37 protein-coding genes are annotated in these 26,502 nt (G+C 42.2%); 6 read left to right on the forward strand and 31 right to left on the reverse strand.

Annotation, left to right across the window (positions count from 1 at the left end):
• The first annotated feature begins 1 nt into the window (after position 1).
• Complete coding sequence (locus F612_RS0107110) at positions 2 to 1,597, forward strand: gamma-glutamyltransferase family protein (protein ID WP_019557071.1); 1,596 nt, start codon at positions 2 to 4, stop codon at positions 1,595 to 1,597.
• Positions 1,598 to 1,608: 11 nt separating this feature from the next.
• The gene (locus F612_RS0107115; RefSeq protein WP_019557072.1) at positions 1,609 to 2,415 is read left to right on the forward strand and encodes a sulfite exporter TauE/SafE family protein; all 807 of its coding nucleotides are present in this window, start codon (positions 1,609 to 1,611) and stop codon (positions 2,413 to 2,415) included.
• Between the two features lie 101 nt (positions 2,416 to 2,516).
• On the opposite strand, the gene ssb is transcribed toward F612_RS0107115, so the two are convergent.
• On the reverse strand, positions 2,517 to 3,104 hold the full coding sequence (ssb, locus tag F612_RS0107120) for a single-stranded DNA-binding protein (protein WP_019557073.1): 588 nt from the start codon (positions 3,102 to 3,104) through the stop codon (positions 2,517 to 2,519).
• Between the two features lie 303 nt (positions 3,105 to 3,407).
• Here ssb and F612_RS0107125 point away from each other — a divergent pair, with 303 nt between their 5' ends.
• Positions 3,408 to 4,922, forward strand: a complete 1,515-nt coding sequence (locus F612_RS0107125; protein WP_019557074.1) for a thymidine phosphorylase family protein — start codon at positions 3,408 to 3,410, stop codon at positions 4,920 to 4,922.
• Positions 4,923 to 4,930: 8 nt separating this feature from the next.
• Here the strand turns inward: F612_RS0107125 and phnN are convergent, their stop codons facing one another.
• Together phnN and F612_RS0107135 are read right to left on the reverse strand one after the other, a co-directional pair.
• Positions 4,931 to 5,530: a phosphonate metabolism protein/1,5-bisphosphokinase (PRPP-forming) PhnN gene (phnN, locus tag F612_RS0107130; protein WP_019557075.1), complete on the reverse strand. Its 600-nt coding sequence runs from the start codon at positions 5,528 to 5,530 to the stop codon at positions 4,931 to 4,933.
• Positions 5,531 to 5,578: 48 nt separating this feature from the next.
• Positions 5,579 to 7,000: an MFS transporter gene (locus tag F612_RS0107135; RefSeq protein ID WP_019557076.1), complete on the reverse strand. Its 1,422-nt coding sequence runs from the start codon at positions 6,998 to 7,000 to the stop codon at positions 5,579 to 5,581.
• Between the two features lie 200 nt (positions 7,001 to 7,200).
• Between F612_RS0107135 and F612_RS0107140 the strand changes: the two genes are divergently transcribed.
• The 3 genes from F612_RS0107140 to F612_RS0107150 all read left to right on the forward strand — a co-directional run bounded on the left by F612_RS0107140 (position 7,201) and on the right by F612_RS0107150 (position 11,842).
• The gene (locus F612_RS0107140) at positions 7,201 to 7,950 is read left to right on the forward strand and encodes an SIMPL domain-containing protein (protein ID WP_019557077.1); all 750 of its coding nucleotides are present in this window, start codon (positions 7,201 to 7,203) and stop codon (positions 7,948 to 7,950) included.
• 185 nt (positions 7,951 to 8,135) lie between these two features.
• Positions 8,136 to 10,958: an excinuclease ABC subunit UvrA gene (gene uvrA, locus F612_RS0107145; protein ID WP_019557078.1), complete on the forward strand. Its 2,823-nt coding sequence runs from the start codon at positions 8,136 to 8,138 to the stop codon at positions 10,956 to 10,958.
• 47 nt (positions 10,959 to 11,005) lie between these two features.
• Entirely contained in the window at positions 11,006 to 11,842 is an 837-nt protein-coding gene (locus F612_RS0107150) for a DUF2927 domain-containing protein (RefSeq protein ID WP_019557079.1), read from the forward strand.
• Here the strand turns inward: F612_RS0107150 and F612_RS0107155 are convergent.
• From F612_RS0107155 to rplC, 28 genes are all read right to left on the reverse strand, one after another.
• Positions 11,839 to 12,597, reverse strand: a complete 759-nt coding sequence (locus F612_RS0107155) for a tRNA threonylcarbamoyladenosine dehydratase (RefSeq protein WP_019557080.1) — start codon at positions 12,595 to 12,597, stop codon at positions 11,839 to 11,841. The genes F612_RS0107150 and F612_RS0107155 overlap by 4 nt on opposite strands.
• Before the next feature lie 47 nt (positions 12,598 to 12,644).
• Positions 12,645 to 13,430 carry a TatD family hydrolase gene (locus F612_RS0107160; protein ID WP_019557081.1) on the reverse strand — a complete coding sequence of 262 codons (786 nt, stop codon included), beginning with the start codon at positions 13,428 to 13,430 and terminating at the stop codon, positions 12,645 to 12,647.
• A 35-nt stretch (positions 13,431 to 13,465) separates the two neighbouring features.
• Positions 13,466 to 13,852, reverse strand: coding sequence for a 50S ribosomal protein L17 (gene rplQ / locus F612_RS0107165; RefSeq protein WP_019557082.1), 387 nt, complete (start codon positions 13,850 to 13,852; stop codon positions 13,466 to 13,468).
• Between the two features lie 15 nt (positions 13,853 to 13,867).
• The gene (locus F612_RS0107170; RefSeq protein ID WP_019557083.1) at positions 13,868 to 14,851 is read right to left on the reverse strand and encodes a DNA-directed RNA polymerase subunit alpha; all 984 of its coding nucleotides are present in this window, start codon (positions 14,849 to 14,851) and stop codon (positions 13,868 to 13,870) included.
• Positions 14,852 to 14,875: 24 nt separating this feature from the next.
• A complete protein-coding gene (rpsD, locus tag F612_RS0107175) occupies positions 14,876 to 15,496 on the reverse strand; it encodes a 30S ribosomal protein S4 (protein WP_019557084.1) in 621 nt (206 codons plus the stop codon).
• Between the two features lie 14 nt (positions 15,497 to 15,510).
• On the reverse strand, positions 15,511 to 15,906 hold the full coding sequence (gene rpsK, locus F612_RS0107180) for a 30S ribosomal protein S11 (protein ID WP_019557085.1): 396 nt from the start codon (positions 15,904 to 15,906) through the stop codon (positions 15,511 to 15,513).
• A 22-nt stretch (positions 15,907 to 15,928) separates the two neighbouring features.
• The gene (rpsM, locus tag F612_RS0107185) at positions 15,929 to 16,285 is read right to left on the reverse strand and encodes a 30S ribosomal protein S13 (protein ID WP_019557086.1); all 357 of its coding nucleotides are present in this window, start codon (positions 16,283 to 16,285) and stop codon (positions 15,929 to 15,931) included.
• A gap of 86 nt (positions 16,286 to 16,371) precedes the next feature.
• Positions 16,372 to 17,682 (reverse strand): preprotein translocase subunit SecY, encoded by a 1,311-nt coding sequence (secY, locus tag F612_RS0107190; RefSeq protein ID WP_019557087.1) that lies wholly within the window; start codon positions 17,680 to 17,682, stop codon positions 16,372 to 16,374.
• A 1-nt stretch (position 17,683) separates the two neighbouring features.
• The gene (gene rplO, locus F612_RS0107195) at positions 17,684 to 18,118 is read right to left on the reverse strand and encodes a 50S ribosomal protein L15 (protein ID WP_019557088.1); all 435 of its coding nucleotides are present in this window, start codon (positions 18,116 to 18,118) and stop codon (positions 17,684 to 17,686) included.
• Position 18,119: 1 nt separating this feature from the next.
• Positions 18,120 to 18,308 carry a 50S ribosomal protein L30 gene (gene rpmD / locus F612_RS0107200; RefSeq protein ID WP_019557089.1) on the reverse strand — a complete coding sequence of 63 codons (189 nt, stop codon included), beginning with the start codon at positions 18,306 to 18,308 and terminating at the stop codon, positions 18,120 to 18,122.
• 1 nt (position 18,309) lies between these two features.
• Positions 18,310 to 18,813: a 30S ribosomal protein S5 gene (gene rpsE / locus F612_RS0107205; RefSeq protein WP_019557090.1), complete on the reverse strand. Its 504-nt coding sequence runs from the start codon at positions 18,811 to 18,813 to the stop codon at positions 18,310 to 18,312.
• Between the two features lie 14 nt (positions 18,814 to 18,827).
• Positions 18,828 to 19,181, reverse strand: coding sequence for a 50S ribosomal protein L18 (rplR, locus tag F612_RS0107210; RefSeq protein WP_019557091.1), 354 nt, complete (start codon positions 19,179 to 19,181; stop codon positions 18,828 to 18,830).
• A gap of 14 nt (positions 19,182 to 19,195) precedes the next feature.
• The gene (gene rplF / locus F612_RS0107215) at positions 19,196 to 19,729 is read right to left on the reverse strand and encodes a 50S ribosomal protein L6 (RefSeq protein ID WP_019557092.1); all 534 of its coding nucleotides are present in this window, start codon (positions 19,727 to 19,729) and stop codon (positions 19,196 to 19,198) included.
• Positions 19,730 to 19,739: 10 nt separating this feature from the next.
• Entirely contained in the window at positions 19,740 to 20,141 is a 402-nt protein-coding gene (rpsH, locus tag F612_RS0107220; protein WP_019557093.1) for a 30S ribosomal protein S8, read from the reverse strand.
• Positions 20,142 to 20,153: 12 nt separating this feature from the next.
• Positions 20,154 to 20,459, reverse strand: a complete 306-nt coding sequence (gene rpsN / locus F612_RS0107225; protein WP_019557094.1) for a 30S ribosomal protein S14 — start codon at positions 20,457 to 20,459, stop codon at positions 20,154 to 20,156.
• A gap of 10 nt (positions 20,460 to 20,469) precedes the next feature.
• Positions 20,470 to 21,009, reverse strand: a complete 540-nt coding sequence (gene rplE / locus F612_RS0107230) for a 50S ribosomal protein L5 (protein WP_019557095.1) — start codon at positions 21,007 to 21,009, stop codon at positions 20,470 to 20,472.
• A 13-nt stretch (positions 21,010 to 21,022) separates the two neighbouring features.
• The gene (gene rplX / locus F612_RS0107235; protein ID WP_019557096.1) at positions 21,023 to 21,337 is read right to left on the reverse strand and encodes a 50S ribosomal protein L24; all 315 of its coding nucleotides are present in this window, start codon (positions 21,335 to 21,337) and stop codon (positions 21,023 to 21,025) included.
• A gap of 10 nt (positions 21,338 to 21,347) precedes the next feature.
• Positions 21,348 to 21,716 carry a 50S ribosomal protein L14 gene (gene rplN / locus F612_RS0107240; protein WP_019557097.1) on the reverse strand — a complete coding sequence of 123 codons (369 nt, stop codon included), beginning with the start codon at positions 21,714 to 21,716 and terminating at the stop codon, positions 21,348 to 21,350.
• A 151-nt stretch (positions 21,717 to 21,867) separates the two neighbouring features.
• A complete protein-coding gene (gene rpsQ / locus F612_RS0107245) occupies positions 21,868 to 22,131 on the reverse strand; it encodes a 30S ribosomal protein S17 (protein WP_019557098.1) in 264 nt (87 codons plus the stop codon).
• 2 nt (positions 22,132 to 22,133) lie between these two features.
• The gene (gene rpmC / locus F612_RS0107250) at positions 22,134 to 22,325 is read right to left on the reverse strand and encodes a 50S ribosomal protein L29 (RefSeq protein WP_019557099.1); all 192 of its coding nucleotides are present in this window, start codon (positions 22,323 to 22,325) and stop codon (positions 22,134 to 22,136) included.
• Positions 22,326 to 22,739, reverse strand: a complete 414-nt coding sequence (gene rplP, locus F612_RS0107255) for a 50S ribosomal protein L16 (protein WP_019557100.1) — start codon at positions 22,737 to 22,739, stop codon at positions 22,326 to 22,328. It lies immediately after the preceding gene.
• 14 nt (positions 22,740 to 22,753) lie between these two features.
• Positions 22,754 to 23,434: a 30S ribosomal protein S3 gene (gene rpsC / locus F612_RS0107260; RefSeq protein ID WP_019557101.1), complete on the reverse strand. Its 681-nt coding sequence runs from the start codon at positions 23,432 to 23,434 to the stop codon at positions 22,754 to 22,756.
• Positions 23,435 to 23,445: 11 nt separating this feature from the next.
• Positions 23,446 to 23,778, reverse strand: coding sequence for a 50S ribosomal protein L22 (gene rplV / locus F612_RS0107265; RefSeq protein ID WP_019557102.1), 333 nt, complete (start codon positions 23,776 to 23,778; stop codon positions 23,446 to 23,448).
• Between the two features lie 12 nt (positions 23,779 to 23,790).
• The gene (gene rpsS, locus F612_RS0107270; RefSeq protein WP_019557103.1) at positions 23,791 to 24,066 is read right to left on the reverse strand and encodes a 30S ribosomal protein S19; all 276 of its coding nucleotides are present in this window, start codon (positions 24,064 to 24,066) and stop codon (positions 23,791 to 23,793) included.
• Positions 24,067 to 24,078: 12 nt separating this feature from the next.
• Positions 24,079 to 24,909, reverse strand: coding sequence for a 50S ribosomal protein L2 (gene rplB / locus F612_RS0107275; RefSeq protein WP_019557104.1), 831 nt, complete (start codon positions 24,907 to 24,909; stop codon positions 24,079 to 24,081).
• Between the two features lie 11 nt (positions 24,910 to 24,920).
• Complete coding sequence (gene rplW, locus F612_RS0107280) at positions 24,921 to 25,217, reverse strand: 50S ribosomal protein L23 (RefSeq protein ID WP_019557105.1); 297 nt, start codon at positions 25,215 to 25,217, stop codon at positions 24,921 to 24,923.
• Positions 25,214 to 25,834, reverse strand: a complete 621-nt coding sequence (rplD, locus tag F612_RS0107285) for a 50S ribosomal protein L4 (protein ID WP_019557106.1) — start codon at positions 25,832 to 25,834, stop codon at positions 25,214 to 25,216. Before rplD ends, rplW begins: the two co-directional genes overlap by 4 nt.
• A gap of 10 nt (positions 25,835 to 25,844) precedes the next feature.
• Positions 25,845 to 26,483 (reverse strand): 50S ribosomal protein L3, encoded by a 639-nt coding sequence (gene rplC, locus F612_RS0107290; protein WP_019557107.1) that lies wholly within the window; start codon positions 26,481 to 26,483, stop codon positions 25,845 to 25,847.
• Positions 26,484 to 26,502: the final 19 nt, after the last annotated feature.

Consider the following 26,502-nt stretch of genomic DNA (forward strand, 5'->3'; position numbering starts at 1 on the left):
TATGAAACATTTTCCGGAAACACAAATTGCAGAAAATGGCATGGTGGTGGCTCCGCACCACTCTGCCGCGGATGCAGGATTAGATATTTTAAAGTCGGGTGGTAATGCGATTGAAGCAGCTATCGCCACAGCAGCATCACTTTCCATTCACTATCCTCATATGACAGGAATTGGTGGCGATGCTTTCTGGCTTATTTATGACCCAGAAGAAGGGGTCAGTTTTATTGAAGCCTCAGGGTATTCAGGCTCTAAAGTAAAGTCTGAACTCTATTCTGAGGTGCATGAAATCCCATTTAGAGGAAAGCTCGCAGCAAATACTGTTGCAGGTGCAGTTTCAGCTTGGTCTTTAGCATTTCAAAAAAGTCAGGACGAATGGCTAGGAAGCATGAATGCTTCTGAGCTGATGTCTGAGGCTGTTTCCGCAGCTAATAATGGCATTACAGTTACCCCTTCGTTAGCCGAAACATTAAAAGACAAAGCCAGTGAACTTCAATTGGATCCCTTTTTTGCCGACGTTTACTACCCTAAAGGAAATGTACCCAAGACTGGAGAATCATTAACTCAAACAGCATTGGGAAATACGTTAAAAAATATAGGCTATAAAGGGTTCGATGATTTTTACAGAGGACAGTTATCAGAAGACATTGCGCATGACTTTGCTCACCGCCAAGGTTTTTTAACTCATGAAGACCTTAAAAGTCATCATGCAACATGGCAACCCTATCTTGAGTTGGAAACCTCGCATGCAAAATTATTTAATGCTTCAGCACCTACTCAAGGCGTGGCTTCGTTGATGATTTTAGGGTTATTCGATCGGTGGACGGAGAAATTACCCGATATAGACTCTGCTGACTATGTGCACTTACTGGTAGAAGCTACCAAGATTGCATTTTCACACCGAAACCGCATGGATACCTCTGCAACACCTGAAGAACTTCAAGCCTGGTTAGAACCAGAGTATTTGGACCAATTAAGTAAACAAATCGATTTGGATAAAGCGATACCTTGGGGAGAGCAGACCTCTCCAGGTGATACCACTTGGTTTGGCGTTATTGATTCTAAAGGGCGAGTAGTGAGTGCTATACAGAGTATTTACCATGAATTTGGAAGTGGATTAATGCTCCCTAAAACAGGTATTGTTTGGCAAAATAGAGGCTGTAGTTTTTCGCTAGATCCTACTAATATTCGTGCATTAGCACCTCATAAAAAACCCTTCCATACGCTAAATCCTGCAATCGCTTTATTTAAGGATGGTCGTGTTATGGCCTATGGAACAATGGGGGGGGATGGACAGCCTCAGACACAAGCTGCTGTTTTTTCCCGCTATGCTTACTATGACGAAGATTTACAAACGGCTATAAATAAACCCCGGTGGCTCCTAGGTCGAACCTGGGGTAATTCTTCCGAGAGTTTAAAGTTGGAATCCCGTTTTCCTGATAACTACCACTCTCTTCTTCGCGAAAAAGGGCATGATTTTGAATGGTTATCCCCTTTAGATTCTGCCGTAGGTCATGCAGGTGCATTAGTACGCCACACCACATCAACAATAGAAGGGGCTTATGACCCTCGAAGTGATGGCAAGGCCTCTGGATTTTAAGGATAAAAATAATGAATGAACTACTAATTTTACTACCAATTTTATTAATTAGCGGCATGATTGCTGGGCTATTAGCTGGGCTATTAGGTGTAGGCGGGGGCATTGTGATTGTCCCAATGCTCTATCATATTTTTATTTATCTGAATATTGATATATCTATTGCAATGCCATTGGCCATAGGAACTTCACTATCCACCATTGTCGTCACATCGGTTATGTCCGTTAGAGCCCATCATAAAAAAGGCGGTATTGATTGGGGCTTAGTAAGGGTTTGGTTGCCATTTGTAATAGTAGGGGTGTTTATAGGAGCCTTTTCCGCCAACTTTATTGATGGCATAACCTTGAAGGTTATGTTTGGAATTTTGCTTTTAGTGATCTCTCTTCATATGATAATAAGCACGAGAATGAGTTTAGTTATAGCTAAACAGCTTCCGAGCCCTCCTGGACAACCTATTTTTGCGACTTTTCTAGGGTCATTTTCTTCAATCTTAGGGATTGGCGGAGGAACATTAATGGTTCCCTTATTAACACTGTTTTCTTACCCAATACATAAAGCAGTCAGTACTGCATCTGTATTTGGTTTAGTCATCAGTATTCCTGCAACAATCGGATATATTCTTATTGGCTGGGATGTACCGAACTTGCCTACAGGGTCAACAGGCTATGTTAACTGGCTTGGTTTTATAGCTTTAGTACCAATGACAATGATTTTCGCACCTATAGGGGTTAAGCTAGCATATCGCCTTAATGTTACACAGCTAAAAACAGCCTTTGCAATTTTTCTAGCACTTGTTGGAATTAAGATGCTTTTAGTGTGAGTTGTTAGTGCCTGCCTTAGATAATTCAACTTATCTAAGGCATAAAAAACCCGCTCTATTAGCGGGTTTTAGGACTCTTAACAATAAAAGATTTATGTCATTTAGAATGGTACATCGTCATCGTCAAAATCATTCGGTGCATAAGCTGGTGCTCTTTGTGGTTGCTGACCACCTTGGTAAGCTTGCCCAGCATTCGGATTTTGACCCTGTGGCTGTTGCTGTGGACGTCCTTGCTGACCACCCATTGGCGCAGCGCCTTGCTGACCCATTGGATTACCTTGTGGTGCTTGACTGAATCCACCTTGACTTTGGTCAAATGAAGTATCCCCACCCTGTCGCTGACCACCGCCACCAAGCATCTGCATCTGACCGTCAAAACCACTGATAACGACTTCTGTCGTGTAACGATCCTGGCCATTCTTATCTTGCCACTTACGCGTCTGCAATTTACCTTCTAAGTAAACCTGAGAACCTTTTTTAAGGTACTGCCCTGCAATCTCTGCAATCTTGCCAAACATAGAGACTCGGTGCCATTCTGTTTTTTGTTGCTTCTGACCGGTGCTCTTGTCATTCCACTCGTCACTCGTGGCCACACTTAGATTTGCAATGGCATTGCCATTGGCTGCATATTTCACTTCTGGATCAGCACCCAAAGTTCCAACAATAATTACTTTGTTCACACCGCGCATACAATAACTTCCTTTTAATTTCCACTATTACAAAGCCTTAGAGGCTTATAAAGCTCTGCAAATCCTCTGTTTAATTAGCCTAATACAGCCCAATAACAGTCGCAATACAACTCTTTTTTCAATCTAGATAGTTTAACCTAACCCGCTTTCAAAGTGCACCCTAGTTGCCCCTTTACCTACAGATTTAATCTCAAAATTAACATAAACTGACTTTGAGGCTTATCCCGTGGAGTAATAAACTCGTTCTAGACAGCAATATTACGGTTAAAATCGAATGTAATACATTAAGCATTGAGAAGCGCCATGGACACTCTTAAATTACGCAGAATCGCGATTGATACCTATAAAGAGAACGTTGCTTACCTGCACCGGGATTGTGAAATCTATCAAACTCAAGGGTTTCAGGCGCTCAATAAAATTGAGATTTATGTCAATGGTAATTTACATCCCGTGGTCGCCGTTTTAAACGTGGTAGATGATAAAAAAATCACCAACATTGATGAGCTTGGATTAAGTGAACAGGTTTTCCAACAACTTAACCTACCCGAAGGCACTCCGGTTAAAGTCAGGCATGCCGAGCAACCTAAATCACTCTCTTATGTTCACCGAAAAATTTCTGGGGATCGCCTGGAATATACTGAGTACTTAGAAATAATTCAGGATATTAATGCCAATCGCTATTCCAAAATTGAAATCACCGCCTACTTAGTTGGCTGTGCCGAATCGGAGATGGACCGAGATGAAGTACTGTATTTGACGCGTGCCATGGTGGATACGGGTGAGCGCATAGATTGGCAAGAACCGATGATTGCGGACAAACACTGCATCGGTGGCATTCCTGGTAACCGTACGAGTATGTTAATCATGCCCATCATTGCCGCTTATGGCATGTTAATACCCAAAACCTCTAGTCGAGCAATCACCTCGCCGGCTGGCTCTGCTGATACGATGGAGGTGTTAGCAAACGTAGAATTAGAAATAAAAACGCTGCAAAAAATTGTTCAACAACACGGCGGCTGCTTGGCTTGGGGTGGCACAGCAAAACTGGCACCTGTGGATGATATTTTAATCGCAGTAGAGCGTCCACTGTCGATGGACTCTCCCGGACAAATGGTCGCATCAATTCTCTCTAAAAAAGTGGCGGCTGGCGTCACCCATCTTATTATCGACATCCCAGTTGGCCCTACGGCAAAGGTACACAGTTATGCCAAGGCAATGAAACTCCGTAAATTATTTGAGTATGTAGGCGACAACCTGGGACTGACGTTGGAGGTGCTCATCACGGATGGCAAGCAGCCGATTGGTTCAGGGGTTGGCCCAATGTTAGAGGCTCGAGATGTCATGCGAGTCTTAGAAAATGACCCGCTCGCCTCTCAGCATTTACGCGAGAAAGCACTTCAATTGGCCGGGCACATTATTGAATTTGATATCAAAGTGCGGGCCGGTCAAGGCTATAACATTGCACGGGACATATTGGACTCTGGCCAAGCTTTAGAAAAGTTTAATGCCATCATTGATGCTCAGGGTAGAAACCCCAACCCTTTGAGATTAGCGAAGCTTAGTTATGACGTGGTTGCACCTATTCATGGATCCGTAAGCAGTATCAATAATTTTGTCATCGCGCACATTGCGCGCTTAGCTGGCGCACCAATCGATCAGGCCGCGGGAGTGGATATTCATAAAAAACTCGGGCAAACGGTCAAAAAAGGCGATCCGCTTTTTACTATCTACGCAGACTTTGCGGCTGACTTTCACTTTGCTAAGGAAGCGGCTATTCAGGATAGTGGCTTTGAGATTGAAGTCCAAAAAGTTAACTAGCAAGAAGATTACTGTTGAAAAACAGTCACCAATTGTTGTCCCGCTATCGTTAAGTCTCCATCATTGCTGACGGTCGTTAAATTCGGATGACTTAGCTGAGAAAATTCAGAAGCGCGTAACAAACGCTCTTGAATTTGCTCGGCGCTTTCTCGGCCACGTTGTTCTAGCCGAGTTTTTAATTTATCTAATGCAACAGTAATTAAGACCGGTCGAAGTTGAGGCAACCGCAATGTCGCCTCGGGCAAATAGCCTCTGGAACCATTCATGACGACATTCAAGCCTCTATCTAACCAGTCTTGCACTTCCTGACCGATACCATAATGCAGACCGTGACTCTGCCAATCAAATAGAAAACAACCGTATTGCAGACGGCTTAAAAACTCGGCTTCACTTAGTCTGACATGGTTTTCACCGTTTAACTCGACAGGACGTGTAATGTAACGATGAGCAAACACGACAGGAGCAGAACTTAAGAAAGGACGTACATAATTTAACAGACTGTCTTTACCTACCCCGGAAGCGCCAATTACATAATAAAGATGGCCTGTAGCAGGCTCAACCTCTTGATCTAACTGACCAGGCCTGGTCGATTTTATGTACGTCTTCATATAGATAGGCTCCTGAACAGGGCATAAATAGATTGCGTATTGATCCGTTTATATTGGTATATGCACTAGATTGACAGGTTCGCTTGACTGACTCTGCTCAATGTAATCAATTAGCCCTGCTTCGTTAATCACGCTACGATCAATTTTAAAAAATGCACGCTTTTCATCCAACAACACAACGGCCTCATAGACACCTTCATAAGCGAGCAACTTTTGCTCAATATCAGCGACATCCTCAATATGGATATCCCCCAGAGGTACTGAAGCAATACTCAGAGGCAGAGGATTATCCATGCTCATAGCAGCGATCAACCAGATGCCGCTAATGACGGCGGTAAAAACGAAAACCCCGACATAGCCATCATATTGGTAAAAATAGCCCCCGAATAAACCACCCACGGCGGCACCTAAGAACTGACTAGTAGAGTAGACTCCACTTGCGGTGCCTTTTTTATCCGCAGGTGACAACTTAACCACGAGTGAGGGTAATGAAGCTTCTAGTAAATTAAACGCGGTAAAGAATACTAACAATAATGCAAACAATGACCAAAAATTAGGATCAATGGTGGCGAATCCAATTTGCGACAGCATAAGCACTCCCACAGCACCGACAAATATCTGTTTCATACGACCTTTACTTTCGGCTTGAATAATAAGTGGCACCATTAAAGCAAATGACAACAACATAACGGGCAGATAAATGTGCCAGTGACTTAGGATGTCTAGCCCGGCATTATCTCTTAGGCTTAATGGTAAAGCGACAAACATGGCCGTCAACAAGGCGTGTAAAATAAAGACACCCAAATTCAAACGTAATAACTGGGTGTTTTTTAAGATCGCTCTGAACTGTTTTGGATCCGCTTGTGCTTCTCGCTGAAATTCTTGATGCTTAATATCCGGCATCACCCACCAGACTAAAATCATACCAAAAATGGCCAGCCCTGCAATGGCCCAGAAAATTCCGCGCACCCCAAACCAGTTCGCTAAGACAGGTCCCGCAACCAAGGAAAGAGTAAAAGAAAGCCCTATTGTCATACCGACAATTGACATGGCACGTAGTCTAAATTGTTCAGTGACTAAATCACCAACAGAGGCCATCAATACTGCGGCCACTGCACCCATACCTTGAATCGCTCGACCCAGAATCATCACCTCAATCGAGTCGGCTAATGCGCAGACGATCGACCCGACCATAAACACCAGCATCCCGGTAATAATAAGGGGTTTACGACCATACTTATCTGACAACATGCCATATGGAATTTGTAAAAAGGCCTGAGTTAAGCCATAAATTCCCATGGCAATTCCGATTTGCATACCGGTTACATTTACAAATTCGCCTTCTGCAAACAGAGCAAATACCGGAAAAATCATAAACAATCCCAACATTCGAGTTGAGAAAATTCCAGCGATGGAGAATGCGGCGCGGCGCTCTACCGGACTCATGGCATTGGGTTGGGGAATTGGCATGCTTGGGCTTCCTTGGTTGTAGATGATATTTGCAGATAAATTGACTTGAGAATACCTGCGACAAATTATAACACCGCTGGAAATGCACCGAGTTATAATCGAAGTCTGATTCTATGGCGTTTTGAATCACGCTTATTTTTATTTTACTGCCTTATACCGCCTATACAAACGTTAAGGCTCCTTAATTAATGGAGAGACAGATGTTTAATCGATTACTGCACACGATGCGCCGTAATAGCAAACGGCTATTACTGGTATTAACCCTTAGTATAACGAGCTTACTTAGTCCTTCGGCAATCGCTCAAGCAGCCACAAACCACAACAATGAAATTCAGAGTAATCAGGTTCACTTTTCTATCTCTGAAAGCCAAAATATTCCTAACGATCAGCTCACCATTATCTTTAACCATGTCGCTCAAGGGAACTCCGCACAAATAGTGGCTGATGAGATTAATGTAAAGATGCAAGATGCCCTTATTGTCCTCAATCAATATCCTGATGTTAATCATCAAACGTCGCAATATCATATTCGTCCCGCCTATAATAAACAACAGATCATCACCCATTGGACTGGATCGCAGAACCTCACAATTACACTTGAGAATAAACCAGAACTGATTAAAGTGCTCACAGATCTACAGCCTTATCTCACTTACCAGTCCATGCAATTCGGAGTCTCTACCCAGCTCAAAACAGACATCACTCAGAAGTTGACGATGAAAGCGATCCAAACCTTTCAAAAACAATCTGCCATGATTGCCCAAGGCTTTCATGCACCAGACTACCGTATTCTGGAAACGCGTATTAACACACCCTACAACCCGCCAATAATGCATAGTTACGCCCCTAATCGAATGTTAACGACGGAAGGAATGGCTCCTCCAGCAGTGTCTTCGGGAGAAAGTACGCTTCGAGTAGACATTTCAGGCGTTTTGCAGCTATCGCCGTAAGGGCCTGGAACCCGTTACGGGTTTCATGGTAGCTTTTACCTTTATTGAAGTACTCTTTATAAGGTATCTTCATTTGACCAGGCCTGGTCATTTAATTACCGTTCGTTCACCAGACTTAAGTCACTTTATGTAAATTAAGGTAATCTTGTTATAATACTCAATTAACTCAAAATTGACGGACAGGCATGCTCGAAGAAATCATTATTGAAGGGGCGCGTACCCACAATTTAAAAAATATCGATGTCACATTACCGCGTGATAAACTGATCGTTATTACTGGCTTATCGGGCTCAGGGAAATCTTCTCTTGCCTTTGATACCATCTATGCGGAAGGTCAACGTCGTTATGTTGAATCCCTTTCAGCCTACGCACGTCAATTTTTATCGATTATGGAAAAACCTGATGTAGATCATATAGAAGGTCTCTCGCCAGCGATCTCCATAGAACAAAAGTCTACCTCGCATAATCCACGTTCAACCGTCGGTACCGTTACAGAAATTTATGACTATTTACGTCTGCTGTACGCCCGTGTTGGTACACCGCGCTGCCCTACTCACGGTTGTGATTTAGAAGCACAAACCGTCAGTCAGATGGTTGACCATACATTGAACTTGCCTGAAGGTACCAAGTGTTTATTGATTGCACCGATTGTGCGTAGCAAAAAAGGTGAACACGTTCATCTATTGGAAGGACTCCAAGCACAAGGCTTTATTCGCGCACGGATTGATGGTGAAATTATCGATTTAGACGGCAAAATTCAGCTGGACAAAAATAAAAAACATAACATTGATGTCATTGTTGATCGCTTTAAAGTCAGAGATGACATGAAACAGCGACTGGCGGAATCTTTTGAGACAGCGCTTAAGCTAGCAGATGGGATCGCTCAAGTGTTACCCATGGACGACGAGGATGATTTTGCTCTGCTGTTTTCAGAGAAATTCTCCTGCCCGCACTGTGGTTACAGCGTGCCTGAATTAGAGCCACGTATTTTCTCTTTCAATAATCCACATGGTGCTTGTTCAACGTGTGATGGTTTAGGGGTTAAAGATACGTTTCAAGCAGAACGCGTCATTACCCACCCTGAACTCAGTTTAGCAGGCGGTGCCATTCGTGGCTGGGATCGTCGCCATAAATACTATTACGACATACTTAAAGCCGTTGCGGACTTCTATGCCTTCGACATTGAAACCCCTTGGGAAGAACTGGATGAAACACATCAACAGATCATCCTCTTTGGCTCGGGTGGGAAAAAAATTCCTTTACCCCATGGCCGATACAGTGATACTCGTCGTTTCGAAGGGGTGCTTCCAAATATGGAACGTCGCTTTACTGAAACTGAAAGCAAAACCGTACGTGATGAACTTGAAAAATATCGTGTTTCGCAACCCTGTGAAAGTTGCCACGGCACACGCTTAAACGAAATTGCGCGTAACGTCTTTGTCAACGATCAAAACTTACCCTCCATCACCGAGCGTCCGGTGGGTGAGTTGCACCAAATATTCAGTGAACTCACACTAGAAGGTGCTAAGGGCCAAGTTGCTAGTAAAATTGTCAAAGAGGTCTTTCAGCGCCTTACCTTTTTAGTCAATGTAGGATTGAACTACCTTGCGCTCAATCGAGGTGCAAATACTCTTTCCGGTGGTGAAGCACAGCGTATTCGTTTGGCCAGCCAAATTGGTGCAGGCTTAGTGGGTGTCATGTATGTTTTAGATGAACCTTCGATAGGCCTTCATCAACGTGACAATGACCGCCTGCTTTCAACTTTATTCCATTTGCGCGATATCGGCAATACCGTTATCGTCGTTGAACACGATGAAGATGCCATCCGCGCAGCAGATTATGTTTTAGACATAGGACCGGGTGCCGGGATACATGGTGGCCGAATTATGTCACAAGGCACACCAGAATTTGTCGCCAACGATCCGAACTCTTTAACTGGTCAGTATTTGAGTGGAGTACGTAAAATAGCCATTCCAGAAACACGTTTAGCGCCACAGGAAGACAAGTGGCTCACGATTGAAGGTGCAAGCGGTAATAACCTTCAGGATGTTGAACTATCTATTCCCGCAGGTCTATTAACCTGCATCACCGGCGTTTCTGGTTCGGGTAAATCTACACTGATCAACGGTACACTTTCAAAACTTGCCGCCAATATGCTCAACAAAGCGATGCAGACTCCAGCACCTTATACCGCTGTGCGAGGCATGGAGAATTTTGATAAATCGGTTAACATCGACCAAAGTGCCATTGGTCGTACGCCGCGCTCCAATCCGGCGACTTATACCGGGTTATTCACACCCATTCGAGAACTGCTTTCAGCAACTCCCGAATCCCGTGCACGCGGCTATACACCCGGGCGATTCAGCTTTAATGTCAAGGGTGGACGCTGCGAAGCTTGTCAAGGTGATGGCGTAATCAGAGTTGAAATGCATTTTTTACCAGACGTTTACGTACCTTGCGATGTCTGTAAGGGCGCTCGCTATAATCGTGAGACGCTACAGGTTCAATACAAAGGCAAGAACATCCATCAAATACTCGACATGACTATCGAAGACGCCCGCGCCTTTTTTGAAGTCATTCCGGTGATTGCACGTAAGCTGCAAATGCTTATGGAAGTTGGCTTGGGATATATCAAACTTGGACAGAGTGCAACCACACTCTCTGGTGGTGAAGCCCAAAGAGTTAAACTGGCGAAAGAACTCTCTAAACGCGACACCGGAAATACACTTTATATCCTCGATGAACCAACGACAGGATTACACTTCCATGATATTGAATTACTCTTAAAAGTGATTCGTCATTTGCGCGATCAAGGCAATACCATTGTAATTATCGAGCACAATTTAGATGTGATTAAAACCGCCGACTGGGTCATTGATTTAGGCCCTGAGGGTGGTTCTGGTGGTGGATTAATTGTTGCCACGGGTACGCCTGAAAAAATTGCACAGGCCGCGGAATCATTTACCGGATTTTATCTTAAAAAACTGTTATTGCCAGCCGCTGTATAGGATGACCAGGCCTGATCACTCCATAAAATACCCTCGTGGGGTGATACGTGGTTAACATCGCCCTCAAGGACTTCTTAGGTTACAAGCTAACCTTTCTACTGGTGATACTCTTTTGGATACCAGCCAGCAGCGCTAACGAGCAAATGAATGCTATTGAGTGGCAGTCTCCCAGCTACATACAAAAGGCATTCAATGAAATCGCCTTAAAAAACGAGTACCGAAAAACTCAGCAACGGATTATTAAGTGGCAGAAACCGATATTCTACAAATTTGTGTATCATAACCTCCCACAGAATCCTGTCATTGAAAGACTGTTCAATCGACACTTACAGCATTTACAACAAATCACACAGCATCCCATTCAACTTATTTCGAACGAAAAACTGAGCTCTCACAGACAACAGAAACCGAACCTACATATTCATCTAACCAAAGATACAGACTACGGCCGAGTCATCCAGCAGGTGTCCAAGTCTAAAGTTAGAAATATAGAACGTGAAAGTCATTGTATGGGAAGCTTTACACTGAATGCTCAACATCAAATCGAACAAGCTGTAGTTATCATTCCAGTAGACCACGTTTATAGCCGAGGACTGCTCGTTACCTGTATTGTAGAAGAAACCACTCAAATAATGGGATTGCCAAATGACTCTGATTGGGTCAATCCAAGTATTGCAAATGATGCGAGTAGAATAGAGTTATTGACGGGATTGGATTATTTACTTCTAAAAATACTCTATGATTCAAAATTGCAGGCTGGGATGCGGCTTTCACAAAGTGAACCAATCATAAAAAACATCATAAATGAGTTCCAAAAAAAGGATCTTATTAAAAATGCACAACAACAGGTCAACAAACAGGGCCTATATCCGTTGTTAAATTAAGCGTTTTCTTGTCGTGAGTGAACTATCTCTGGCTTAGGTGCCGCTAGGATCTGAATCACTCTCCCTGCCAACATTAATCCAAAAATTCCCGGCATATAACTTGCCGTCCCATTGACAACACGACCACGTGATCCCTCTATCTCCTCCATTGGACCCGGCGCTTGTGGAAGTTCACTTGAAAAAACCGTAATGACACCTTTATGGATGCGTTGCTTCTTCAACCTCTGGCGCATATTTCTCGCCAAGGCACAGCCGTAGGTTTTAGAAATATCCGCTAATTGAATCTTAGACGGATCAATCCTTCTTCCTGCCCCCATACTTGAAGCCACTGGGATTTTTTTTTGTACAGCCATAATCACTAAGGCGGCCTTGCAATTCAAGCTGTCTATTGCATCGACTACAAAGTCATAGGGCTTTGAAAGTACTCGTTCCATATCATCTGGCCGTATAAAATCTCGAGAGATAATGACTTTACAGTCCGGATTAATATCGGCGATTCGTTTTGCCATGACTTCCGCCTTATTGAGTCCCATCGTAGAATCTAGGGCAATGATCTGCCTATTTTTATTAGATAGGGAAACGCTATCATGGTCAATCAATGTGATACAACCAACTCCTGCCCGGGCCAATGCTTCGGCGACAAATCCCCCTACACCACCGACACCGGCCACCAATACATGAGCGGCCTGCAATTGTTGCAACCCTATTTCGGCAAAGACGAGTAAACTACGTTCGTATAATGGGTCATTAGTCATATTTATTCCGTGTGAAATTGAGTAAGCTCGATTTTGAGCTCTCATTATTATGAAGAACTAAGTTGAAAGATCTGTTCAGCATTGTCATTAAGCGTCTTTAAAACATCGTCAAAAGAAAGACCGAGTAGTGTCGCCACCTGTTCAGCTACTCGAATGCTATCATGCAAATTAGATTTGGCCTGGCCTGGTAACTTTACATTAGGGTAATCCGTTTCTAAAACGAGGTGCTCAGTTCCAAAATACCGAACTAAAGCATGATATCGATGAGCATTCCCACGTAATAGCACGCCATTCACACCAATTTTAAAACCGCAATCGACATAATTTTGAGCCACTTCTAGACTACTGCCCAAACCATGAATGATACCCGTCATACTACGTTGACGCAGGCTCTGATAAAGTTCATTGTGTGCCTTAACAACATGTATCGAAATTGGTTTACTAAACTTTTCTGCTAAAGATAATTGGGCTTCAAGCACGTCCATTTGAAATAGCTTACTATGTTGGTAGGTGGCTGAAAAATCCAAGCCGATTTCACCTAAAGCAACAACACACTCAACATTCAATAGATCTTCAAGTGACTGAAGACTAGCACGACTCTGTGCCGTAACGTACCAGGGATGGATGCCTAAGCTAGCATGAATATTAGGATACAACAGTGATAATTTGAGTGTAGCAGACCAGTTGTCTGGACTGACTGACATGGCGATAAAATGGGGAGTTAAATGATCGTTTTGAAAAATAGACAGAGAGTCCAAAAAATCTACAGAAGATTCAAGAAGTGAATCTAAATGGCAATGTGTATCGATGATCATTAGATGAATTTTAGGCATAAAAAAACCGGTAAAAACCGGTTTTTAAATGCTGATTAATCAGCAGCTTCTGTTGATTCAGCGATCGGACGATCAACTAATTCAACAATAGCCATTGGTGCATTATCACCAGGACGGAAACCACATTTTAAAATGCGGATATATCCACCTGGACGAGTTTGGTAACGAGGACCAAGCTCAGAAAATAATTTTCCAACCATTGCTTTATCACCTAAACGTGCCATAGCAAGACGACGATTATGTACGCTGTCTACTTTAGCAAGTGTAATCATAGGTTCAGCAATTCCACGAAGTTCTTTCGCTTTAGCAACCGTTGTACGTATAACTTCGTGATCGATAAGCGAAGCAGACATGTTTTTAAACATTGCCTTACGGTGTGAACTATTGCGATTTAACTTACGACCTGTTTTACCATGACGCATGATAGCTTCCTTATTTTATGCTGACTCTTTACTAACCAAACTTGCTGGCGGCCAGTTCTCTAATTTAGTCCCTAAGCTCAAACCTCTTTGCGCAAGAACATCTTTGATCTCTTGCAGAGATTTTTTACCTAAGTTAGGTGTTTTAAGTAAGTGAGGCTCTGCTCTCTGTACTAAATCACCAATATAATAGATTTGTTCTGCTTTCAGACAGTTAGCTGAACGAACAGTCAATTCTAAATCATCAACAGGTTGTAAGAAGATAGGATCAAACTCATTATCTTCTTCCTCTGGCGCTACAACTTCCTTATGCTTAAGATCAACAAAAGCATTCAGTTGATAATGTAGAACCGTTGCTGCCTGCTTAATGGCATCTTCAGGATCTAAAGTACCGTCAGTGACAATATCGATAATCAACTTATCTAGGTCTGAACGTTGCTCAACACGTGCATTCTGAACTTCATAACTTACTGTATGAATCGGGCTGAAACTAGCGTCTAAACGTAAAACACCGATTCCAGAATCCTCTTCAGTTCTTACCGCAGGTTGATAACCCATTCCTGAACGTACAGTTAAAGTCATATTCAACTCTGCACCTTCAGCAACATGTGCAATGACATGTTCTGGGTTAGCAATCTCAACATCGTGGTTTAAGACGATATCTGAAGCTCGAACGATCGCAGGACCCTTCTTGCTTAACGTTAATTCTGCATGGTCTGTTGCATTAAGTTTTACAGCCACTTCTTTCAGGTTTAAAAGAATTTCAAGCACATCTTCTCTTACACCTTCAATAGAAGAATATTCGTGTAAAACACCTTCAATTCTTGCTTGTACTATAGCCCCACCAGGCATAGAAGATAATAAAATACGACGAAGTGCATTTCCTAGTGTGTGTCCAAAACCACGTTCAAGTGGCTCTAACGTAACACGACTATGAAATTCGCTTTTTCTTTTAATATCAACCAAACGAGGCGTCAACAACTGTTCTAACATCTCTTGCATTCGAGGGTATCTCCGTATCAGGTTTTACTTAGAGTAAAGCTCAACGATTAGGTTTTCTGAAATATCAGAAGAAAGATCTGTACGATCAGGAAGATTTTTAAATGTTCCTTCAAATGCAGTCTTATTCACTTCAACCCAACTAACCGTACCAGCTTGAGCATTTAAATCTAATGCAGAAGCAATACGCGTTTGATTACGTGATTTCTCTCTAATAGCAACAACATCACCAGCACCCACTTCATAAGAAGGGATATTAACTGATTGACCGTTTACTAAAATTGATTTATGTGATACCAACTGGCGTGCTTCAGCACGAGTCGATGCAAAGCCCATACGATATACAACATTATCTAGACGGCTTTCAAGAATTTGCAACAAGTTAACACCTGTTGAACCTCTACGACGATCTGCTTCTTTGTAATAAAGACGGAACTTTTTTTCTAATACGCCGTACATACGACGAACTTTTTGTTTTTCACGAAGCTGTAAGCCGTATTCGGTTACTTTCTTTCGTCCTGTACCATGTTGTCCAGGTAACTGATCAATTTTACATTTTGATTCGATGCTACGAACACCGCTTTTCAAAAATAAGTCAGTACCTTCACGACGGGCAAGTTTACACTTTGGACCAATATATCTAGCCATGATTACCTCAAATATTAAACGCGACGTTTCTTAGGTGGACGGCAACCATTATGCGGAATTGGAGTTACATCAGCAATTGATGTAATTTTGAATCCTGCACCATTTAAGCCACGAACAGCAGAGTCACGGCCAGGTCCAGGACCTTTAACCATAACATCTAAGTTCTTAACACCAAAATCGTGGGCCATTTGGCCACAACGTTCTGCAGCGACCTGCGCAGCAAAAGGCGTACTTTTACGTGAACCACGGAAACCGCTCCCACCTGAAGTAGCCCAGCACAGTGCATTACCCTGACGGTCTGTGATAGTCACAATTGTGTTGTTAAAACTAGCATGGACATGTGCTACTGCATCTGTCACAACCTGTTTTACTTTCTTCTTAACACGCGAATTTGCTTTTGCTTTAGCCATAATCTTCTCTCGCAATTATGCGTTATCTCTTAATAGGTCTTACAGGACCTTTACGAGTACGTGCATTAGTTTTTGTACGTTGTCCACGCATAGGTAGACTACGACGATGACGAATTCCGCGGTAACAACCCATGTCCATTAATCGCTTAATGTTCATAGATACTTCACGACGAAGATCACCTTCAATTTTAAATTTTGTCACTTCTGAACGAAGTGCTTCTAACTGAACTTCACTTAGTTCTCGAACTTTCGTAGATGAGTCCAATCCAACAGAAGCACAAATTGCTTTTGCTGTAGTTGAACCAATCCCGTAGATCGAAGTCAAACCGATAACAATATGCTTGTTAACTGGAATGTTTACACCGGCAATACGTGCCATAGTGCGCTCCCTTTAAATCCATCTACTGAAAAACAGAGTATTATACTTGTTTTTCAGACTAAATACTAGAGTGACAACCAAATTGGTTATCGACTCTTGCGTTTTGATTTTTTCATCATGCCTGCATACTGTGTCGACTGCATTTGGGCTTGCACTGAAGTCATAAAATCCATAACAACAATAACAATGATCAGTAGTGATGTTCCGCCAAAATAGAACGGGACATTCCAGTAAAGAATTAAGAACTCAGGTAACAAACAAACCGCTGTAATATAAATCGCACCCGCTAAGGTTAAACGACCCATAATACCGTCAATATGACGTGCAGTTTGAGCACCCGGTCTAATTCCTGGTAAATAGGCACCTGACTTTCTTAAGTTGTCTGCCGTTTCCTTCGGATTGAAAACAATCGCTGTATAAAAGAAACAAAAGAAAATAATCGCAATTGCGTAAAGCAAAACATAAAGAGGCTGTCCTGGGGACATTGTCGTTGCAATATCCTTTAACCAACCCATACCTTCAGCAGCACCGAACCAACCACCAAGAGTAGCTGGAAACAAGATGATACTAGAGGCAAAGATAGGAGGAATAACCCCAGCCATGTTTAACTTTAATGGTAAGTGAGACTCTTGACCGCCGTAATGTCTATTACTACGCGATTTCTGCGCATAATGGACTGGAATACGACGTTGCCCGCGTTCTACAAAGACAACGAAAGCAATCACAGCAAAGATAAGTGCAAGTAAAACAAACACTGTTATTGCGTGAAGAGCACCTGTATTCACTTGCTCGAACGTACCACCCAAAGCAGATGGTAATCCAGCAACAATCCCCGCAAAGATAATCAGTGAAATACCGTTACCTATGCCTCGCTCGGTGATTTGCTCACCAAGCCACATTAAGAAGATTGTTCCACCAACAAGCGTCACAACTGCAGTCAATCTAAAGAGTAGACCAGGGTCCACTACAACAGACATACCATTAATATTTTGAGATTCTAAAGCAATTGCGACACCCAACGCCTGGAACGTTGCCAAAACAACGGTACCATAACGCGTGTATTGAGTGATTTTGCGGCGACCCTGCTCTCCATCCTTCTTTAATTGTTCTAAAGAAGGCGATACCACGGTTAATAACTGCATAATAATAGAGGCAGATATATAAGGCATAATACCTAATGCAAAGATAGATAAACGCTCAAGAGCACCACCCGAAAACATGTTAAACATGTCTAGGATCGTACCCTTTTGCTGTTCAAACATCGCAGCTAATGCAATTGGGTCAATAGACGGTACAGGTATATGTGTACCTAGTCTAAAGACGACGATCGCCCCAAGAACAAATAAAATCTTGTTCTTTAAATCACTCATACCTGAAGTTGCGTTAGAACTATTCATATTAAGCTTCTACAGCACCACCGGCAGCTTCGATTGCCGCTTTGGCACCCGCAGTTGCTTTAATACCAGACAACTTGATTGCTTTGGTAATTTCACCAGAACAAACAACTTTAACAACTTTGATTTTATCACCGATAATATCAGCTGCTTTTAAAGCTGCAATGTCAATGACATCCGCTTCAATTTTTGCTAATAAATCAAGACGAATCTCAGTTGCATATGCAGCTTTTCTTGATCTGAAGCCAACCTTAGGAAGTCTTCTTTGAAGAGGCATCTGCCCACCTTCAAAGCCGATTCTAGGCATACCACCAGAACGAGATTTCTGACCTTTATGACCACGTCCACCCATCTTACCCCAGCCAGAACCCTGACCGCGTGCGACGCGCTTTCTTTCAGATTTAGAACCTTCTGCTGGTTTTAGAGTATTAAGTTGCATACTATGCTTCCTCTACTTTTAGCAAATAGTGAACCTTATTGATCATTCCACGATTTTCTGGAGTATCAATAACGCTAACTGTTTGGTGCATCCTTCTTAGACCAAGCCCAGACACACATGCTCTGTGATTTGGTAAACGACCAATGGTGCTTTTTACCAACGTCACTGTGACATATTTTTTATCTGACATATTACTCACCTAAAATTTGACCGACTGTTTTACCGCGTTTAGCTGCAATATGCTCAGGACTGGAAATACTAACTAAAGCATTCACAGTTGAACGTACAACGTTTACAGGGCGTGTTGTGCCGATACATTTTGAAAGTACGTTTTTAACACCTGCAGCTTCTAACACTGCACGCATAGCACCACCAGCAATAACACCAGTACCTTCTGACGCAGGGAGCATAACAATGTTAACAGCCCCTTGTTTGAAGTTAATTGGGTATTGGATAGTTCCATCATTAAGATGGATATCTTTCATGTTACGACGAGCTTTTTCCATGGCTTTCTTGATCGCAATAGGAACTTCGCTAGCTTTTCCGCTACCAAATCCTACCTGACCTTCACCATCACCAACGACTGCTAGTGCTGAAAAACTAAATACACGTCCACCTTTTACAACCTTGGCAACACGACGAATGTCTACTAACTTTTCAATCATTCCATCGTCTTGTAATTCACGTGAAGACATATTTTATCCTTCCTTTAAAATTCAAGACCGTTTGCACGGGCTGAGTCTGCTAATTCTTGGATACGGCCGTGGTATTTAAACCCTGAACGATCAAAAGCAACAGCTGTTACACCAGCTGCTTTTGCTTTTTCAGCGATTGATTTACCAACAGCTTTAGCAGCATCTTTGTTACCAGTGTTGCTGATTTCTTTCTTAACGTCCGCTTGAACGGTAGAGCATGCAGCAATAACTTCGGTACCATTAGCTGAAATCAGCTGAGCATATATGTGCTGAGATGTACGATGTACGCACAATCTTGGCACTTGTAGCTCAAATATTTTGGCACGAGTTTTCTTAGCTCTACGAAGACGGGCTGTTTTCTTATTCATATCAACTTCCAGCTTTATTTCTTCTTAGCTTCTTTACGTAAAATACGCTCATCAGCATACTTAACACCTTTGCCTTTGTAAGGCTCAGGTGGACGGTATGCACGAATCTCAGCAGCAACTTGTCCAACAACTTGCTTGTCCGCGCCTTTTACAACGATTTCTGTTTGTGACGGAGTCTCAATAGTGATGCCGGCCGGTATAGCATGCTTTACCGGGTGTGAAAAACCAAGAGTCAAGTCTAAAACATTACCCTCAGCTTTTGCACGATAACCAACACCAACCAACTGTAATTTCTTCTCAAAACCATCTGTAACACCAACAACCATACTGTTAATGATTGAGCGAGCTGTTCCAGCTTGCGCCCAACCGTTTGCAGCACCATCAACTGGTGTACAAAATACTTGACCGTCTTCAGACTTAAACGCAACTGCCGCATTGAACTTTTTAGTCAATGAAGCCTTAGCGCCTTTTACCGTTACTTCAGTACCGTCAAATGTAACCTGTACACTTGAAGGGACTACAACAGCAGCTTTTGCAATTCTAGACATAATAGATTCCTTATGCTACGTAGCAAATAACTTCGCCACCAACACCCGCTTGGCGAGCGTCACGGTCAGTCATAATACCCTTAGACGTTGAAATTACAGCGATACCAAGACCACCAATTACATTAGGTAACTCGTCTTTGTTTTTATAAACACGTAAACCTGGACGGCTAACACGCTTAATCATATCAATGACAGGGTTCCCATCAAAATACTTTAGGTCTACTGATAACTCAGCTTTCCCTTTCCCTTCATCTTCTTTAATACTGAATGTTGAAATATAACCTTCTGCAGTCAAAACTTTAGCTAATGCTACTTTAAGTTTTGAAGAAGGCATATTTACTTTCGCGTGACCGGCCATTTGGCCGTTACGAATTCGTGTCAACATATCAGCAACTGGATCAGACATACTCATAGATAATTATCCTTACCAACTAGCTTTTCTTAAACCAGGCACATCACCTTGCATTGCTAATTCTCTTAGCATGTTACGTGATAAACCAAACTTTTTATAAACACCGTGAGGGCGTCCAGTCATACGACAACGATTACGTTGACGAACTGGAGAAGCATTACGAGGAAGAGCTGCTAGCTTTTCCATTGCTTCCATACGCTCTTCAAAACTAAGTGCCATGTCTACTGATGCTGTTTTTAACGCATCACGTTTAGTAGCAAACTTTGCTACTATCTTTGCACGCTTCTTTTCACGTTCAATCATTGATTGCTTAGCCATCAGTGAACCCCTATTTCGTGAATGGAAAATTAAAGGCTTCTAAAAGAGCTTTCGCCTCATCATTCGTATTTGCAGTCGTGACAAAGTTAATATCCATACCGCGGATCTTGTCAATCTTATCAAATTCGATTTCAGGGAAAATAATTTGCTCTTTAATACCTAGGTTGTAGTTTCCACGACCATCAAATGCTTTCGGGTTAACACCACGAAAATCTCTTACACGAGGCAATGAGATATTGATTAAACGATCTAGGAACTCATACATCTTGGCACCACGTAAAGTCACTTTGCAACCTAACGGATAACCATCACGAACTTTAAAACTAGCGACAGACTTACGTGCCAATGTTTTAACTGCTTTCTGACCTGAAATTGCTTCCATATCAGAGACTGCGTGATCTAGGACCTTCTTATCACCAATTGCTTCACCAACACCCATATTGATTGTAATCTTAATCAATTTAGGCGCCTGCATTGGAGACTTGTAACCAAATTGCTCTACTAACTTAGCAACAACCTGATCTTGATATACTTTCTGTAAACTTGCCATTTTCTACCCTATATTAAGCGTCGATCGCTTTACCAGTAGATTTAAAAAAGCGGATTTTAGAATCCCCTTCAACTTTAATACCGACTTTGCCAGCTTTATTAGTTTCAGGATTTACCAAAGCCACATTTGAGGCATCGATAGGCATTTCTTTTGAAAGAATCCCACCCTGAGCACCCGTCTGAGGGTTACCCTTAGTGTGTTTCTTAACTAAGTTAATACCATCAACTAGAACCTTACCGTTAGTCTGAACAGAAGAAATAGAACCTCTTTTCCCCTTGTCCTTACCAGTAATTACGATAACTTCATCACCTTTCTTTAAACGATTCATACCTTCTTCCTTATAGTACTTCAGGAGCTAATGAAACAATTTTCATAAATTTTTCATTACGCAGCTCGCGAGTTACAGGTCCGAAGATACGTGTTCCAACTGGCTCTAATTTTGCATTAAGCATAACGGCAGCATTGCCATCAAACTTAATCAAAGAACCGTCAGGACGTCTAACACCTTTAGCAGTACGAACCACTACAGCATTATAGACATCACCTTTCTTCACTTTTCCGCGAGGTGCTGCTTCTTTAACACTCACTTTAATAACGTCACCAACACTAGCGTAACGACGTTTTGATCCGCCTAACACTTTAATGCATTGGACGCGTCGTGCTCCGCTGTTATCAGCAACATCAAGCACTGTTTGCATCTGAATCATGGTGGTACTCCATCCATAAAAAATAAAAATTACTTACAGCACAAAAACCACTTAAAAGAGTAGTCCCTGAAAATAAATCAGGCTGACTCTTTAGAGTGGCTTTATTCATTTCGGGAATTATAACAGAACAATCCCCGGAATGCTATAAAAGTTAAATCTTAGCTTTACTATCAATACTTACTAATGTCCAAGACTTGTTTTTTGACAAAGGTCTACATTCCTGAATGGTGACTGTATCGCCAACACCACAAATGTTTTCAGCATCATGTGCCATAACTTTAGTAGATTTTCTAATAAATTTTTTGTACTTAGCATGCTTTACATAGCGCGAAGTATTAACAACGATAGAATCTTGCATACCATTGCTAGCAACAACACCTTGCATTGTACGGGCTTTCTTTTCTTGACCAGTCATCTTTATACACTCACTTTTTGACGAATGATGGTTTTAACTCTAGCAATTGAACGACGAACTTTTTTCAATTGAGAAGAGTTAGATAACTGACCAGTAGCATTTTGCATTCTTAAATTGAATTGCTCTTTTAACAAATTAAGCAATTCTGTTCTTAGCTCATCAACTGGCTTTTCATTTAATTCTTTAGCAGTCATTTACATCACCGTTTTCGTTACAACTTGTGTTTTAAAAGGTAGCTTAGCTGCAGCAAGCGCAAACGCTTCTTTAGCAAGCTTCTCATCAACACCCTGAATCTCGTATAAAACACGACCAGGCTGAATCTGAGCTACCCAATATTCAACACTTCCCTTACCCTTACCCATACGAACCTCAAGAGGTTTGTTAGTAATCGGCTTATCCGGGAATACTCGAATCCAAATTTTTGCACCACGTTTTACGTGACGAGTCATAACACGACGACCAGCTTCGATCTGTCGTGAAGTCATTCTTCCGCGCTCTAAGGCTTTAAGACCGAAATCACCGAAGCTAACTTTGTTTCCGACTTGCGCCAAACCACGGTTACGTCCTTTGTGTACTTTTCTGAATTTAGTACGTTTAGGCATTAACATAGTTAGTTATCCTTTTAGTTACGGCCTTTCTTGCCCTTAGATGGTGCATTATCAGTTAACGACAATTTACCAAGTTTCTCACCTTTGAAGATCCATACTTTTACGCCAATTTTACCGTAAGTAGTATTTGCTTCGAAAGCTGAATAATCGATGTCCGCACGGAAAGTATGAAGAGGTACTCGACCTTCTCTATACCACTCACCACGTGCAATATCAGTTCCATTTAAACGACCTGAAACGGCAACCTTAATCCCTTCAGCACCTAGACGCATTGCATTACCTACTGCACGCTTCATAGCACGTCGGAACTGGATACGCTTCTCAAGTTGCTGAGCAATACCTTCTGCAACAAGCTTAGCGTCCAATTCTGGTGTTTTAATTTCTTCAATATTAAGACTAACTTGCATGCCTGTCATTTTTGACAAAGACTGCTTTAGCTTTTCAATATCTTCACCTTTCTTACCAATAACAACACCTGGACGGGCAGTATGGATCGTTACACGAACTCCATTTGCTACACGCTCAATGTGAATCTTACTAATAGAAGCATGACCAAGCTTGCTATGTAACTCTTTACGGATTTCAACATCACTGACAAGAAAATCAGAAAAGTTCTTACTATCCGCATACCAACGTGCATTCCAATCTTTACTAATACCAAGACGAATACCAATAGGATGTACTTTTTGACCCATTCTGATTCTCCTTACTTTTCGCCAACTGTAACAGTAATGTGACTGATACGTTTTAAAATACGGTTACCGCGACCCTTAGCACGAGCGCGCATACGCTTCATGATCGGACCTGCATCAACAAATGCTGCTGTAACTACCAATTCATCAATATCAGCGCCTTCATTATTCTCGGCGTTGGCGATGGCTGAATTTAAAACCGCTTTAATTAGATCCGCTGCTTTTTTGTCGCTGAACGACAGAATGTTAACAGCAGTTTCAATATCTTTACCACGGATCTGATCAACTACTAAGCGCGCTTTCTGAGGAGAAATACGGGCAAACTTATGTGTTGCACTAACTTGCATATTAATCTCCTACTATCGCTTAGATTTCTTATCCGCGGTATGACCACGGTAAGTACGAGTTAATGAAAACTCGCCAAGTTTATGACCAACCATGTTTTCAGATACGAAAACTGGAATGTGCTCTTTACCATTGTGAACTGCGATTGTAAGACCAATCATGTCAGGAAGAATCATAGATCTTCTTGACCAAGTTTTAATGGGACGTTTATTACCAGATTCTTGCGCCTCGATCACTTTCTTATACAAGTGATGATCAACAAAAGGTCCTTTTTTAACTGAACGTGGCATCAGTGTCCTTCCTTATTTTTTGTTACGACGACGTACGATCATTCCATCAGTACGCTTATTGCTACGAGTCTTCTTACCTTTAGTAGGAACACCCCATGGAGTACATGGGTTACGACCACCAGAAGTACGACCTTCACCACCACCGTGCGGGTGATCAACAGGGTTCATTGCCACACCACGAACGGTAGGACGAACACCACGCCAGCGCGAAGCACCAGCCTTACCTAGCTTACGAAGACTGTGTTCGGCGTTACCAACTTCACCGATAGTCGCCTTACACTCAGCAAGAATTTTACGCATTTCACCTGAACGAAGCTTAAGTAAAACGTAAGCTCCATCTTTACCAGCAAGAGAAGCAGACACACCTGCACTACGTGCAATTTGAGCACCTTTTCCAGGACGCATCTCTACGTTATGGACAACAGTACCGACAGGGATATTTCTAAGCGGTAAACAGTTGCCAGGCTTAATAGAAACGTGATCACCTGTTTCAACAAGGTCACCAGCGGCTAGATGTCTAGGAGCAATGATATAAGACCACTCACCATCAGCATGCTTAAGTAATGCAATATGCGCTGAACGGTTTGGATCATATTCAAGATGCTCAACCGTAGCAGGAACACCTACTTTGGTACGCTTGAAATCAACCATACGGTAATGCTGTTTATGTCCACCACCGTGATGACGAACGGTGATACGACCGTTGTTATTACGACCACCAGACTTTGATTTCTTCTCTAGTAACGCTGCGTGAGGCTTACCTTTATGCAATGTCGGTTCAATAATATGAACCATAAAACGACGACCTGGAGAAGTCGGTTTAGACTTTTTAATAATTGCCATGTTGTAACTCCTTACTCAGCAGTCGAAAAATCGATTTCTTGGCCAGCTGCCAAACGCACGATCGCCTTACGGATACCATTACGTTGACCTTGACGACCTTTAAAGATTTTACGCTTACCTTTAATGTTGATCATGTTAACAGACTGAACCTTTACATCAAATAAAGACTCAACTGCCTGCTTAACTTCAGTTTTAGTTGCTGTAGGCTCAACTTTAAACACATATTGCTCGCGAGTGTCTGCAAGTATTGCAGCTTTCTCAGAGATATGCGGAGCTAGCAAAACCTTTAGAATTCTTTCTTGATTCATGCTAATTGCTCCTCTAGTTGTTTAACAGCACCTTGAGTCATTACAACATTTTTGAAACCAATTAAACTAACTGGATCAATTGAAGCAACATCACAAACATCAGCGCTATAAAGATTACGAACTGACAAGTACAAATACTCATCAAAACCTTCTGTAATAACTAAAGCATCTGTCACATTTAATTGTGCCAACTTAGCTTTAAATTCTTTTGTCTTTGGAGCATCAACTGTAAAGTCATCGACCACAATCAGACGTCCAGAACGATTTAACTCAGCAACAATAGATTTCATCGCACCGCGATACATCTTTTTGTTAACTTTCTGAGAGAAATCACGGTTATGACCTGGGAACGCACGCCCACCGCCAACCCATATAGGGCCACGACTAGTACCCGCACGAGCTCGACCAGTTCCTTTTTGATTCCAAGGTTTAGCACCACCACCACTAACAGCTGCACGGTTCTTCTGAGCTTTAGTACCTTGACGGCCACCGCTCATATATGCAGTTACAACTTGGTGAACAAGCGCTTCATTGAATTCTGTACCAAACAAAGCATCAGAAACGGAAACTGTTCCGTTTTCTTTACCCGTTGATAATTCGATTAATTTTAATTCCATAATGCCCACCTTACTTAACAGCTTTACGAACAATAACAGTACTATTTTTAGCGCCAGGGATTGCACCCTTAATCAATAACAGGTTATTTTCTGCATCAACTCTCACTAAATCAAGATTCTGTGTTGTTTGACGAACATCACCCATATGTCCAGACATTTTCTTACCTTTGAAAACGCGACCTGGAGTTTGGTTTTGCCCGATTGAACCGTTAGAACGGTGAGAAATAGAGTTACCGTGAGTTGCATCTTGCATCGTAAAATTATGACGCTTAATACCACCTTGAAAACCTTTACCTTTGGTTGTTCCAGTAACATCTACCACAGGAATTTCGTTGAAACGCTCAACAGTAAGCTCTGAACCTACTTCTAAACCTTCAGCCTCAGCAGCTGAATCAACACGAAACTCCCACAAACCTCTTCCAGCTTCAACACCTGCTTTCGCAAACTGTCCAGCTGCTGGCTTGTTAACACGTCCAGCGTGCACAGAACCAGTTGTAACTTGAATTGCAGAATAACCGTCATTTTCAAGTGTTTTGATTTGAGTGATGCGGTTCGCTTGAACCTCTACAACCGTTACCGGAGTAGATACACCATTCTCATCAAACACACGAGTCATGCCGATTTTCTTACCAATGATACCAATACTCATACCATTTCCTTATTTATTA

Origin of the sequence: Thiomicrorhabdus arctica DSM 13458, assembly GCF_000381085.1 — a bacterium.
Classification (GTDB): Bacteria; Pseudomonadota; Gammaproteobacteria; order Thiomicrospirales; family Thiomicrospiraceae; genus Thiomicrorhabdus; species Thiomicrorhabdus arctica.

Excerpts from the sequence above, each read along its gene's own strand:
- F612_RS0107110 (WP_019557071.1), top strand. The coding sequence starts at position 2 with ATGAAACATTTTCCGGAAACACAAATTGCAGAAAATGGCATGGTGGTG.
- F612_RS0107115 (WP_019557072.1), top strand. The coding sequence starts at position 1,609 with ATGAATGAACTACTAATTTTACTACCAATTTTATTAATTAGCGGCATG.
- ssb (WP_019557073.1), bottom strand. The coding sequence starts at position 3,104 with ATGCGCGGTGTGAACAAAGTAATTATTGTTGGAACTTTGGGTGCTGAT.
- F612_RS0107125 (WP_019557074.1), top strand. The coding sequence starts at position 3,408 with ATGGACACTCTTAAATTACGCAGAATCGCGATTGATACCTATAAAGAG.
- phnN (WP_019557075.1), bottom strand. The coding sequence starts at position 5,530 with ATGAAGACGTACATAAAATCGACCAGGCCTGGTCAGTTAGATCAAGAG.
- F612_RS0107135 (WP_019557076.1), bottom strand. The coding sequence starts at position 7,000 with ATGCCAATTCCCCAACCCAATGCCATGAGTCCGGTAGAGCGCCGCGCC.
- F612_RS0107140 (WP_019557077.1), top strand. The coding sequence starts at position 7,201 with ATGTTTAATCGATTACTGCACACGATGCGCCGTAATAGCAAACGGCTA.
- uvrA (WP_019557078.1), top strand. The coding sequence starts at position 8,136 with ATGCTCGAAGAAATCATTATTGAAGGGGCGCGTACCCACAATTTAAAA.
- F612_RS0107155 (WP_019557080.1), bottom strand. The coding sequence starts at position 12,597 with ATGACTAATGACCCATTATACGAACGTAGTTTACTCGTCTTTGCCGAA.
- F612_RS0107160 (WP_019557081.1), bottom strand. The coding sequence starts at position 13,430 with ATGCCTAAAATTCATCTAATGATCATCGATACACATTGCCATTTAGAT.
- rplQ (WP_019557082.1), bottom strand. The coding sequence starts at position 13,852 with ATGCGTCATGGTAAAACAGGTCGTAAGTTAAATCGCAATAGTTCACAC.
- F612_RS0107170 (WP_019557083.1), bottom strand. The coding sequence starts at position 14,851 with ATGCAAGAGATGTTAGAACAGTTGTTGACGCCTCGTTTGGTTGATATT.
- rpsD (WP_019557084.1), bottom strand. The coding sequence starts at position 15,496 with ATGGCTAGATATATTGGTCCAAAGTGTAAACTTGCCCGTCGTGAAGGT.
- rpsK (WP_019557085.1), bottom strand. The coding sequence starts at position 15,906 with ATGGCTAAAGCAAAAGCAAATTCGCGTGTTAAGAAGAAAGTAAAACAG.
- rpsM (WP_019557086.1), bottom strand. The coding sequence starts at position 16,285 with ATGGCACGTATTGCCGGTGTAAACATTCCAGTTAACAAGCATATTGTT.
- secY (WP_019557087.1), bottom strand. The coding sequence starts at position 17,682 with ATGAATAGTTCTAACGCAACTTCAGGTATGAGTGATTTAAAGAACAAG.
- rplO (WP_019557088.1), bottom strand. The coding sequence starts at position 18,118 with ATGCAACTTAATACTCTAAAACCAGCAGAAGGTTCTAAATCTGAAAGA.
- rpmD (WP_019557089.1), bottom strand. The coding sequence starts at position 18,308 with ATGTCAGATAAAAAATATGTCACAGTGACGTTGGTAAAAAGCACCATT.
- rpsE (WP_019557090.1), bottom strand. The coding sequence starts at position 18,813 with ATGTCTTCACGTGAATTACAAGACGATGGAATGATTGAAAAGTTAGTA.
- rplR (WP_019557091.1), bottom strand. The coding sequence starts at position 19,181 with ATGAATAAGAAAACAGCCCGTCTTCGTAGAGCTAAGAAAACTCGTGCC.
- rplF (WP_019557092.1), bottom strand. The coding sequence starts at position 19,729 with ATGTCTAGAATTGCAAAAGCTGCTGTTGTAGTCCCTTCAAGTGTACAG.
- rpsH (WP_019557093.1), bottom strand. The coding sequence starts at position 20,141 with ATGAGTATGTCTGATCCAGTTGCTGATATGTTGACACGAATTCGTAAC.
- rpsN (WP_019557094.1), bottom strand. The coding sequence starts at position 20,459 with ATGGCTAAGCAATCAATGATTGAACGTGAAAAGAAGCGTGCAAAGATA.
- rplE (WP_019557095.1), bottom strand. The coding sequence starts at position 21,009 with ATGGCAAGTTTACAGAAAGTATATCAAGATCAGGTTGTTGCTAAGTTA.
- rplX (WP_019557096.1), bottom strand. The coding sequence starts at position 21,337 with ATGAATCGTTTAAAGAAAGGTGATGAAGTTATCGTAATTACTGGTAAG.
- rplN (WP_019557097.1), bottom strand. The coding sequence starts at position 21,716 with ATGATTCAGATGCAAACAGTGCTTGATGTTGCTGATAACAGCGGAGCA.
- rpsQ (WP_019557098.1), bottom strand. The coding sequence starts at position 22,131 with ATGACTGGTCAAGAAAAGAAAGCCCGTACAATGCAAGGTGTTGTTGCT.
- rpmC (WP_019557099.1), bottom strand. The coding sequence starts at position 22,325 with ATGACTGCTAAAGAATTAAATGAAAAGCCAGTTGATGAGCTAAGAACA.
- rplP (WP_019557100.1), bottom strand. The coding sequence starts at position 22,739 with ATGTTAATGCCTAAACGTACTAAATTCAGAAAAGTACACAAAGGACGT.
- rpsC (WP_019557101.1), bottom strand. The coding sequence starts at position 23,434 with ATGGGTCAAAAAGTACATCCTATTGGTATTCGTCTTGGTATTAGTAAA.
- rplV (WP_019557102.1), bottom strand. The coding sequence starts at position 23,778 with ATGCAAGTTAGTGCAACACATAAGTTTGCCCGTATTTCTCCTCAGAAA.
- rpsS (WP_019557103.1), bottom strand. The coding sequence starts at position 24,066 with ATGCCACGTTCAGTTAAAAAAGGACCTTTTGTTGATCATCACTTGTAT.
- rplB (WP_019557104.1), bottom strand. The coding sequence starts at position 24,909 with ATGGCAATTATTAAAAAGTCTAAACCGACTTCTCCAGGTCGTCGTTTT.
- rplW (WP_019557105.1), bottom strand. The coding sequence starts at position 25,217 with ATGAATCAAGAAAGAATTCTAAAGGTTTTGCTAGCTCCGCATATCTCT.
- rplD (WP_019557106.1), bottom strand. The coding sequence starts at position 25,834 with ATGGAATTAAAATTAATCGAATTATCAACGGGTAAAGAAAACGGAACA.
- rplC (WP_019557107.1), bottom strand. The coding sequence starts at position 26,483 with ATGAGTATTGGTATCATTGGTAAGAAAATCGGCATGACTCGTGTGTTT.